At 60.0% G+C, this 9,989-nt stretch carries 10 protein-coding genes and 5 tRNA genes; 9 read left to right on the top strand and 6 right to left on the bottom strand.

Features of this window, described 5'->3' with window-relative positions:
- Window positions 1–58: 58 nt before the first annotated feature.
- The 3 genes from HJB82_RS04000 (at window position 59) to recJ (ending at window position 3,677) form a co-directional block, all read left to right on the top strand.
- The gene (locus HJB82_RS04000) at window positions 59–1,384 is read left to right on the top strand and encodes a homoserine dehydrogenase (RefSeq protein ID WP_207584011.1); all 1,326 of its coding nucleotides are present in this window, start codon (window positions 59–61) and stop codon (window positions 1,382–1,384) included.
- A 161-nt stretch (window positions 1,385–1,545) separates the two neighbouring features.
- Entirely contained in the window at window positions 1,546–1,794 is a 249-nt protein-coding gene (locus HJB82_RS04005; RefSeq protein WP_207584012.1) for a hypothetical protein, read from the top strand.
- A gap of 80 nt (window positions 1,795–1,874) precedes the next feature.
- Window positions 1,875–3,677 (top strand): single-stranded-DNA-specific exonuclease RecJ, encoded by a 1,803-nt coding sequence (gene recJ / locus HJB82_RS04010; RefSeq protein WP_221132655.1) that lies wholly within the window; start codon window positions 1,875–1,877, stop codon window positions 3,675–3,677.
- A 48-nt stretch (window positions 3,678–3,725) separates the two neighbouring features.
- On the opposite strand, the gene HJB82_RS04015 is transcribed toward recJ, so the two are convergent.
- From HJB82_RS04015 to gloA, 5 genes are all read right to left on the bottom strand, one after another.
- Window positions 3,726–3,800 (bottom strand) — tRNA-Glu (locus HJB82_RS04015).
- A 260-nt stretch (window positions 3,801–4,060) separates the two neighbouring features.
- Window positions 4,061–4,135: transfer RNA gene (locus HJB82_RS04020), tRNA-Glu, on the bottom strand.
- A gap of 75 nt (window positions 4,136–4,210) precedes the next feature.
- Window positions 4,211–4,285 (bottom strand) — tRNA-Glu (locus tag HJB82_RS04025).
- Window positions 4,286–4,482: 197 nt separating this feature from the next.
- The gene (locus HJB82_RS04030) at window positions 4,483–5,550 is read right to left on the bottom strand and encodes a D-Ala-D-Ala carboxypeptidase family metallohydrolase (protein WP_221116339.1); all 1,068 of its coding nucleotides are present in this window, start codon (window positions 5,548–5,550) and stop codon (window positions 4,483–4,485) included.
- A gap of 165 nt (window positions 5,551–5,715) precedes the next feature.
- Window positions 5,716–6,156 (bottom strand): lactoylglutathione lyase, encoded by a 441-nt coding sequence (gloA, locus tag HJB82_RS04035; protein WP_221139608.1) that lies wholly within the window; start codon window positions 6,154–6,156, stop codon window positions 5,716–5,718.
- 195 nt (window positions 6,157–6,351) lie between these two features.
- Between gloA and HJB82_RS04040 the strand changes: the two genes are divergently transcribed.
- Both HJB82_RS04040 and HJB82_RS04045 read left to right on the top strand, forming a co-directional pair.
- Window positions 6,352–6,930: a cold-shock protein gene (locus tag HJB82_RS04040; RefSeq protein WP_207584015.1), complete on the top strand. Its 579-nt coding sequence runs from the start codon at window positions 6,352–6,354 to the stop codon at window positions 6,928–6,930.
- A 1-nt stretch (window position 6,931) separates the two neighbouring features.
- On the top strand, window positions 6,932–7,420 hold the full coding sequence (locus HJB82_RS04045) for a DUF192 domain-containing protein (protein ID WP_207584016.1): 489 nt from the start codon (window positions 6,932–6,934) through the stop codon (window positions 7,418–7,420).
- Between the two features lie 63 nt (window positions 7,421–7,483).
- On the opposite strand, the gene HJB82_RS04050 is transcribed toward HJB82_RS04045, so the two are convergent.
- A tRNA-Pro gene (locus HJB82_RS04050) sits at window positions 7,484–7,560 on the bottom strand.
- Window positions 7,561–8,153: 593 nt separating this feature from the next.
- Between HJB82_RS04050 and HJB82_RS04055 the strand changes: the two genes are divergently transcribed.
- The 4 genes from HJB82_RS04055 to HJB82_RS04070 all read left to right on the top strand — a co-directional run bounded on the left by HJB82_RS04055 (window position 8,154) and on the right by HJB82_RS04070 (window position 9,974).
- Window positions 8,154–8,459: an ETC complex I subunit gene (locus HJB82_RS04055; RefSeq protein WP_221139609.1), complete on the top strand. Its 306-nt coding sequence runs from the start codon at window positions 8,154–8,156 to the stop codon at window positions 8,457–8,459.
- A gap of 57 nt (window positions 8,460–8,516) precedes the next feature.
- Window positions 8,517–8,593 (top strand) — tRNA-Arg (locus HJB82_RS04060).
- Window positions 8,594–8,684: 91 nt separating this feature from the next.
- On the top strand, window positions 8,685–9,260 hold the full coding sequence (locus tag HJB82_RS04065) for an AAA family ATPase (protein WP_221139610.1): 576 nt from the start codon (window positions 8,685–8,687) through the stop codon (window positions 9,258–9,260).
- A gap of 120 nt (window positions 9,261–9,380) precedes the next feature.
- Complete coding sequence (locus HJB82_RS04070) at window positions 9,381–9,974, top strand: shikimate kinase (protein WP_221139611.1); 594 nt, start codon at window positions 9,381–9,383, stop codon at window positions 9,972–9,974.
- The last annotated feature ends 15 nt before the right edge of the window (window positions 9,975–9,989 follow it).

A 9,989-nucleotide genomic window follows, 5' to 3' on the forward strand; every position in this document is an offset into this window, starting at 1 on the left:
AACTCTAAGGCAGCCGCGTCCCGCGGCTGCCGCCACACAGATATTTCAGGATAAATCTATGGCAGATGCCCTCAAAATCGGCATTGCGGGCTTGGGCACCGTCGGCGCCTCGCTAGTCCGCATCATCCAGCAGAAGAGCAACGAGCTTGCCGTCACCTGCGGGCGTCCGATCACCATTACCGCGGTTTCCGCGCGTGACAGGGCGAGGGACCGCGGCATCGATCTTGCCACTGTCACCTGGTTCGACCGGCCGGAAGAGCTTGCTGAAAAGGGCGATATCGACGTCTTCGTCGAGCTGATGGGCGGCGCCGAAGGGGCTGCCAACGTTTCCGTGCGCGCCGCACTCCAGCGTGGTCTCCATGTGGTGACAGCCAATAAGGCGCTGCTTGCCTATCACGGCGTCGAGCTCGCAACGATCGCCGAGGAGAAGGGCGCGTTGCTGAATTTCGAGGCGGCAGTCGCCGGCGGCATCCCCGTCATCAAGGCGCTGCGTGAATCGCTGACCGGGAATTCCGTCTCGCGCATCTATGGCATCATGAACGGCACCTGCAATTACATCCTGACCAAGATGGAGAAGGAGGGGCTTTCCTTCGCCGAGTGCCTGAAGGAAGCGCAGCGCCTCGGTTATGCCGAGGCCGATCCGGCCTTCGACATCGAGGGCAACGACACCGCCCACAAGCTGTCCATCCTGACGACGCTTGCCTTCGGCAATCGCATCGCCGCCGATGACATCTATCTCGAAGGCATCACCAACATCTCGATCGAGGATATCCACGCTGCCGCCGAGCTCGGTTATCGCATCAAGCTGCTGGGCGTTGCCCAGCGCACCGATACCGGCATCGAGCAACGCGTTCACCCGACCATGGTGCCGGTCGATTCGGTCATTGCCCAGGTCGACGGCGTCACCAATGCGGTGGCGATCGAATCCGACGTGCTCGGCGAACTGCTGATGGTCGGCCCCGGCGCCGGCGGCAATGCCACAGCCTCGTCTGTGCTCGGTGACATTGCCGATATCGCCAAAAGCCAGCCGGGCGCCCAGCGCGTGCCGGTGCTCGGCCATCCCGCAAAGGCGCTGGAACCCTACCGCAAGGCGCAGATGCAGAGCCACGAGGGCGGGTATTTCATCCGCCTGACCGTGCTCGACCGCACCGGCGTCTTTGCCAGCGTCGCAACCCGAATGGCCGAAAACAACATCTCGCTGGAATCGATCGTCCAACGCTCGAAGCAGCATCTGGCGCCGTCGCACCACCAGACGATCATTCTTGTCACCCATGCGACGATGGAAGAGTCGGTGCGCAAGGCCGTCGCCTCGATCAAGTCGGAAGGTTATCTCTTCGGCGAGCCGCAGGTGATTCGAATCGAGCGGCCGAAAGAGGACGGCTGAGCCCTCCCGATCGTGTGGACACCCGTTGAACCGCCCCGTCTCGACAGGGCGGTTTTTCTGTAATTTTTTCAACCTCCCCTTACGGAAGTCTATATTAACAAATACCGAAATATTGATATAATTAAACCGGAGATTGGTGAGTCGTCTGCGTGGAGAATTTCATGAGCAAGGACAGCCACGCCGGGAAAGGGTATGGCTGCCCGGGCGAGGTGCCGCCGGACCGTCCTGATATGCTTGAGGAAATGCTCAAGCCGACCTACCGTGAAATTCGTCAAGAGGCTCCTGATGAGCCTGACGGCGACGATGAGCAGACAGAAGGCCGCAACTGGGCCATTCTGCTAACGCTGTTTTCGGTCATGCTGGTGCAGCTGGGCGGCATCGCCGTGATCGTCTGGGCGGTGTTCTGGTAAAAATCCGTGTCTGCAAATCCATCGCTATGTTATCTCCGCTGCTTCTGTAGAAAGAGCAGATGAAGTCAGCGGAGTGTGGCATGGCAGATCTCGTTGATCCGGTACAGCGCGCGTTTCTCGGCGTGGAGAAATCCGCGCTCGACAATCGCTGGGTCGCGCGGCTCGACCAGGCCGGGCAGAACCGGGCGCTCGCCATGTCGCAGATCCACGGCCTGCCGGATCTGATCGCTCGCGTGCTGGCCGGGCGCGGCGTGACGGTGGACGAGGCGATCGAATTCCTCGATCCGACGATCCGCAGCCTGATGCCCGATCCCCATAGGCTGACCGATTGCGAAAAGGCGGCAACCCGCCTCCTGAGCGCCATCGAGCGCGGCGAGAGCGTTGCGATCTTCGGCGACTACGACGTCGACGGCGCGGCCTCCTCGGCGCTAATGTTTCGCTTCCTCAGCCATTTCGGCGTCAAGGCGAACATCTATATTCCCGACCGCGTCTTTGAAGGTTACGGCCCCAATCCGGCGGCGATCAACCAGTTGATCGACAACGGCGCCCGGTTGATCGTCACTGTCGATTGCGGCTCGACCAGCCACGAGGCGCTGGCCGCCGCCGCCGCCCGCAACATCGATGTCGTCGTCATCGATCACCACCAGGTGACACATGAGCTGCCGCCCTGCCATGCGCTCGTCAATCCGAACCGCGAGGACGATCTCTCGGGGCAGGGGCATCTTTGCGCCGCCGGTGTGGTCTTCATGGTGCTGGTCGCGACGCTGAGGCTGCTACGCGCCGCCGGCAACAAGCGCATCCTCGCGCTCGACCTCTTGCAATGGCTGGATATCGTCGCACTGGCGACGGTCTGCGATGTCGTACCGCTGAAGGGCCTCAACCGCGCCTATGTGGTGAAGGGGCTGGTCGCTGCCCGCCACCAGAGCAATGCCGGGCTTGCAGCCCTCTTCCGCAAGGCCGGGCTCGCAGGCCCGGTGACACCCTATCATTTCGGCTTCCTGATCGGCCCGCGCATCAATGCCGGCGGGCGGATCGGCGATGCGGCACTCGGAAGCCGGCTGCTGACGCTCGACGACGCCGGGGAGGCTGATGTGATCGCCCAGCGCCTCGACGAGCTCAACCGCGAGCGCCAGGCGATGGAGACCATCATGCTGCAGGAGGCGGAAGCCGAGGCGCTCGCCGAATATGGCGACGGCGAGGGCGCCTCCGTCATCGTCACCGCCCATGAGAAATGGCATCCCGGCATCGTCGGGCTGATCGCCGCGCGGCTGAAGGAAAAGTTCAAACGCCCCGCCTTTGCAATCGCATTCGATCCTTCCGGCCGCGGCACCGGCTCGGGCCGCTCCATCAACGGCTTCGACATGGGCAGGATGGTGCGGGCTGCCGTCGACGAGGGGATCCTCGTCAAGGGCGGAGGCCACGCCATGGCCGCCGGGCTGACGGTCGAGCGCGCCGATCTCGGCAGGCTGAGGACCTTCTTCACCGAGAAGTCGGCAAGGACTGTGGCGAACCTCGTCGCCAACGAGACGCTGAAGATCGACGGTGCGATCGGCGCCAGCGGCGCCACGCTCGAACTCATCGACCGCCTGGAGGCCGCCGGCCCATATGGCTCCGGCCATGCACAACCGCTCTTTGCCGTGCCGGCACATCGTGTGAGCGACGCGCGCCTGGTCGGCGAGAAACATGTGAAGGTGACGATGGAGGCAATGGACGGATCGCGGCTCGACGGCATCGCCTTCCGCGCCGCCGATACGCCACTTGGTAATCTTCTCCTCAACTCACGCGGCGCCAGCCTGCACGTGGTGGGTTCGCTGGGCGCCGAGCATTATCAAGGCGCCCGCCGCATCCAGCTGCGCGTCTGCGATGCTGCGCCGGCAAAATAAAACAGCCGCGCAAAAAAGCTGATGATGAGGAATTCGGAGGGAAGAAATTGGTACGCCCTAGGGGAGTCGAACCCCTCTTCCCAGAATGAAAATCTGGTGTCCTAACCGATAGACGAAGGGCGCTTCCTTCGTGGTGGCGCCCTTATAGTCAGCACCTTCAAAAGCCGCAAGCGCCAAGACGCGAAAAAATCATCGTTTTCGCCGATTTTTTTGCTCCTGTGGAAAAACGTGGCGGGGGAGGCGATGCAGCCAAAACAGCGCGATCAAGCTCCAAGGATAGCCGTTAAATGCAATCCCTGAGATATCGTCTCCGCAACTTCTCCGGTGAGTCGCAGGGGTAGACATACAAGTGCTTGGTCAAACGCAGGCATTTTTGCCCATGTTGGTACGCCCTAGGGGAGTCGAACCCCTCTTTACAGAATGAGAATCTGTCGTCCTAACCGATAGACGAAGGGCGCAGGCCGGCCCCGTTAAAATAGGACCGCGCGCAGACTTCTGCAAGCGGATGCGATGGCTTCAATATGGAGAGAAATTGGTACGCCCTAGGGGAGTCGAACCCCTCTTCCCAGAATGAAAATCTGGTGTCCTAACCGATAGACGAAGGGCGCTTCCTTCGTGGTGGCGCCCTTATAGTCAGGCGTTTTGAATCCCGCAAGCGGCAATTCGGTTTTCTTTCAAAAAAATGACAGGAAATCCGAGTGCGTTCGAAGAGCTGATTATTAAAGCTGAATCAATAGGCTGCCAGTTGTTTCTTTAACAAGACGAGGCGGCGCTTTCGTACCGTCATGCGAAAAATGCGCGGTCGTCAGATCGCTCTTGCGGTCGCCGTCGGCGCGCGTTTGCCGCCGCAGCCCCAGTTCCAGTCGCGGGTTTTGCCGGTATCGAGATGGACCGAATCCGTGTGGCAATAGGTGCCGACACCGCCGCGGTTCGGCAGCGAGCGAATATAGGCGGCGATATCCGATTTCGTCACGCCGTCGATCTGGATGTCGGCCGCCTCGCAGCTCTTGTGCATCGATTCGTCGGCGCCGCCGACCAGGCGGTTATGCTCTTCGTCGCGATAACCTGAAGTGACGATAACAGGGCGGCCGAAATGGCTTTCGACCGTCTTGATCACACTCAGCAGCTCGGGCTTGAAGCAGCTGACCTCGACCTTGTCGTTCTGGAGATGCAGCCCGTTCGGCGCGATGCGCGTCATGCCGGGCAGGGCAGCCTTGTGCAAAAGGCCGGAAAGGCTGCCGAGCAGGTTCTGCTTCGGCGCGCTGTAGAGCGCGTTCATCGTCGTGGCCGGACTGCCGTCTGTCGCCAACGACGCCGTTTGACCGGGTGCAGGCTGGGTGCTGCCATTCTGCGAGGATTGCTGGGGCAGCACCGGCTCCGCCGGTTGTGCCGATGCAGGCGGCTGGCTGTAGACGCTGCTTCTTGCGGGTACTGCACCTTGAACCGGCGCATAGGCCTCCGGCTGAATGACGGTGGACGTGCCGTTGTTCTGCGGCGCCGGCTGATGATCCGAAAAGATGCTCATCGCCTGCGCGTTGATCCTGGTCGATTGCAGCACGAGCCCGCCGATATTGGCAGGTGCTGCCGTCGCCGGATCGGCCGGCGGGACGGCGGCATTCGGACCCTCAGCGACGACCTGCGGCGCGGCTTGGGCGCCGGAGACGTTGACGAGCCGGGGGTCCGAGTACATTGAGCGTGGGGCATTTTTTGCAGGCGCTGCCTGAGCAAGCTGCGGTACCGCGGCTTGCTCCGCTGGAACCGCTGCCGCAGAGTCGAGCGCCTTCTTGTCTGACGCACAGCCGGACAGCGCCAGCACCGAAGTGGCGATCAGCAAAGCGCCCGTCAGGGGCATCCGCATCTCAATGTTACGCAAGCGACAGTCTCCAGTTGATGCGGAAAACGGGCGAAAACCGCCATCTTCCGCTTCGAGTCATCAGGAGATTGCCTGCGGGGCCGGATCGCGGCAAGCGTCAAGGCGCCGGCCGGATCCGAAATCGCAAAAGCCGCAAGCTTCGCAAAAGCCTTGCGGCGAAAAGCCTTACCAGGCGCCGGTATTGCCCATCGAGGCCCAGGGTTCGGCGGCGGCAAGCGGGCTGCCCTTCTGCAGGATTTCGATCGAGATGCCGTCGGGCGAGCGGACGAAGGCCATGTTCCCGTCGCGCGGCGGCCGGTTGATGGTGATGCCGTTGTCCATCAGATTCTGGCAGGTTGCGTAAATATCGTCGACCTCATAGGCGAGGTGGCCGAAATTGCGTCCTCCGCTATAATCTTCCGTGTCCCAGTTGTAGGTAAGCTCGAGGCAGGGAGCCTTTTCGCTGCGTGCACGGTCGAGATCGTCGCGAGCCGCCAGGAAAACCAGGGTGAAGCGACCCTCCTCGTTTTCGTGGCGGCGAATCTCCTCCAGCCCGAACAGCGTGGTGTAAAAAGCGAGCGAGGCGTCCAGGTCTTTGACGCGTACCATTGTGTGAAGATAACGCATTCTATCTACTCCTTTATTGGGGCTGGTCTTTTTCGGCGAGCTGAGGTCAGCTTCGGGCAAGTCATCTTTGGAAAATGTGCAGTTGGGAATAACCGAAAACTAGGACTTGCGCTTATCCGTTACCAAGATGTTAATCTTGATTTCAAGAATCAGTTAACCGTAACAGTGTGACGCGTATTCGAGGGGCTGGCGACAATGGCTGATAGGATTTCATCGAACGAATACTCCGACCTCGACGAGCTATCGGGAGAGGCGGTCGATCTTGTTGAAATCACCGGCGTCGTCAAGTGGTTTGACGTCGCCAAGGGTTTCGGCTTCATCGTGCCCGACAACGGCATACAGGATGTCCTCCTGCACGTGACCTGCCTGCGGCGCGACGGTTACCAGACGATCCTCGAGGGAACGCGCATCGTCGCCCTCATCCAGCGCCGCGAGCGCGGCTACCAAGCGTTCAAGATCCTTTCGATGGACCAGTCGACCGCGGTTCACCCCTCGCAACTGCCGCCGGTGCGCACACATGTGCAGGTCACCGCGACGAGCGGGCTGGAACGTGCGCTCGTCAAGTGGTTCAACCGCACCAAGGGCTTCGGCTTCCTGACACGCGGCGAGGGCACGGAAGACATCTTCGTACACATGGAGACGCTCCGCCGCTTCGGTCTGACGGAGCTTCGCCCCGGCCAGGTGGTGCTCGTCCGCTTCGGCGACGGCGAAAAGGGCCTGATGGCCGCAGAAATCCATCCCGACGTTCCGAGCCCGGCCAGCCGGTCGCATTGATATGCGCGGTCTCATTCTTCTTCATGCGATCAGAAGCGCCATCACGGCGCTTTTTTTCATGGTCGCCCTGCCGGCCTTGGCCGAGGAGCAGATGCGATTCGACAAGGAGCCGCTGCTCATCCAGACCGCTGCGGGCAAGCTGCTGCATTTTACTGTCGAGATCGCCTCGACTCCGGATCAGCGCGCCTACGGACTGATGTTTCGCAAGGCGATGGCCGATGATGCCGGCATGATCTTCGATTTCGACGAGCCGCGGCGCGTCACCATGTGGATGGAAAACACCATCCTGCCGCTCGACATGCTTTTTGCCGACGACACCGGCGCGATCCGTCACATCAAGGAAAAGGCCGTGCCTTATTCGCGCGACATCATCGATTCGATGGGCAAGGTGAAATACGTTGTCGAACTCAATGCCGGCATCGTCGCCAAACTCGGAATCAAGCCGGGCGACAGGATCGTCAGCGCCACGACCACGAAGAAGACGAAGTGACGACGCGCAAGCGTGCGAGCCGCGATGCGGCCGTCAAAGATCCAAAAATATCGGGATATTGAATGGTCGGAGTGGAGAGATTCGAACTCCCGACCCTCTGGTCCCAAACCAGATGCGCTACCAGGCTGCGCTACACTCCGTGCCGTGGCGGGGAGATACACGGTTCACTTCACCGTCGCAACCCATAAATCCAGCTCTGGCCGAAGTTTTCGCCTGATATGTCGGTGTATACATAAAATCGGGAAGGGCCGCCCGTCCGCCCTGAGGGGGCAACTGGGCATCAGGAGGAAGCTCCTCAGCCGCGTTCGAGCAGGCCGATATATTGGGCGTAGCTGATGGCAACGTAGAAGAAAGCCGTAATGCCAGCCCCGATCACAATGGCATTGAACTCCGCCGAACGTCTCATCATGTGTGCAAATCCACTGAAATTGACTGAGCCGTAAATAGTCCCGAGGGCTGGCCGCGGCAATCAGGTTGTGATCACAACATGAGACGACCGGTAATATTGCGCAACCGGCCTGTCTGCCGATATCCTTGTTTCCGAAGCATCGCCTCATCAACGCGATGGGGTCGAGGCGCGTCATACACTGCCTTTTTTCTTGAAAAGCCGGGGATTCGCGGATAAGCAAAATTCATCTCTTCGCGCTATCACTAGCGATGAAGCAAGTGCCCCGGCAACGGGATTGAGACCATCAAAGGCGGGCGATGCCCGCATAGCCGGAGACGCGCAGTCATGTCTGCCAAGATCTATCGTCCAGCCAAGACCGCCATGCAGTCCGGCAAGGCCAAGACCAATCTCTGGGTGCTTGAATTCGATCAGGAGTCGCCGCGCAAGATCGATCCGATCATGGGCTACACCTCTTCCGGCGATATGCGCCAGCAGGTGAAACTCACCTTCGAAACACAGGAACTGGCCGAAGCCTATGCCCAGCGCAACGGCATCGAATACCGCGTGATCGCACCGAAGGACCCGGTCCGCCAGGTCGTCGCCTATCCGGATAATTTCCGCTATACCCGTACACAGCCCTGGACGCATTGAGATTTCTCGTCCAGAACTGCCGCATTCGGTCGCGCTCCTTGAACGCGACCGCCGGACGGCCCCTTAGCTCAGCTGGATAGAGCACCTGCCTTCTAAGCAGGTTGTCGCAGGTTCGATTCCTGCAGGGGTCGCCACCATTTGACTGTCCATACCGAATTCACATTCAGTCGGAATGCCGTTCGCCAATAAACTGAATGGCTTCTGAAAACGACGGTTTCGCGAGAGATGAGTATTCGCATAGTGCTGATAGGCTTCCCGGGAGTTGGGAAGCTGACCATTGCAAAAGAGTTGAGCGCGATCGTTTCGGCAAAGATTGTCGACAACCACTGGATCAATAATCCGATACTGCGGCTGCTGGATGAGGATGGAACGGCGTCGCTTCCAAAGGGAGTATGGGAGTTCACAGGTCGAGTTCGGCAAGCCGTCCTTGACGCAATCACCGCTTATACGCCGTCCGCCAATTTCATTTTCACCCATGCCGGCCTTGCGGGTGACGAGAGAAGCCTTCGTACCTTTCGACAGATCGCCAATGCCGCTGAAGCGTGTGAGGCGGTTCTGGTGCCGGTGCGATTGCTTTGTGATGAAGAGGAATTGGCTCGCCGCGTTTCGAAACCAGAGCGACGCGACAAGTTGAAGTCCACCGACGTGGCAGCCTCAAGGCACCGCAGTCGGAGGGCTCGGGTTTTCGAGCCGCTCCATCTAAACACATTGACCCTCGACGTCACTTCCGCATCACCGGAAAAAACCGCCACCGTAATCCACGATCATATTTTGAAGGTTCTCGGCGACCTGTCAGCCTGAAAATTCCTTGGAGTGATTTTTTTGGCGCTACTCTCGTCGAGACGTTGAAGACGGGGAGGTGAGTCGTGCTGAAAGGCTATTACTGCTGGCTGGAATGGCGGCAATTGGAGGCTGAGGCCGATGGCGCAAATTCACATCGAGGTTCGCAGGCCGTGGCGGCCATGTGAGGCCATTTTCCTTCTGGGACCTGGCGGCGTCGGAAAATCCACCCTTGGCCGGCAACTCGCAGAGAAGCTCGGCTGCGGGCTTATCGACCTCGATCTGGAATTCTGCGAGCGTCTGGAGACAGTCGGGACGTTCATTGCTTCCCACGGCTATGAGCGTTACCGCGCGGAAAACCTGGCGCTCGCGAAGCTTCTGGCGATGGCAAATCCGGCGCCGCATATCTTTGTCACGCCGTCGGGATTCCTGGCCGCACAAGCAGGCACCTATGATTACGGCGAAGCCCGAAGATTGGTTTCCACCGGCTATGGCATCGTCTTGCTGCCGTCTTTGGACATTGAGGTCGCGACCGCGGTTGTTGTTGAACGCCAACTGAAACGAGGGTTTGGCTTTCAACATGCGACAGAAGATCGTAAGTTTAGGGAGCGCTTTCCCATATATCTCAAGGAAGGGAACGCGCTGGTGGCATCCATGGAGCGTCCGGCCGACGTAGCGGATGCTGTTATTCGCTCTATTGCCTTTTCCTCGGCAGTCGCCGGCTTGCAAGCCTGACGCCGCAAGCCGGCG

This window comes from Rhizobium sp. NZLR10, assembly GCF_019685125.1.
Lineage (GTDB): Bacteria > Pseudomonadota > Alphaproteobacteria > Rhizobiales > Rhizobiaceae > Rhizobium.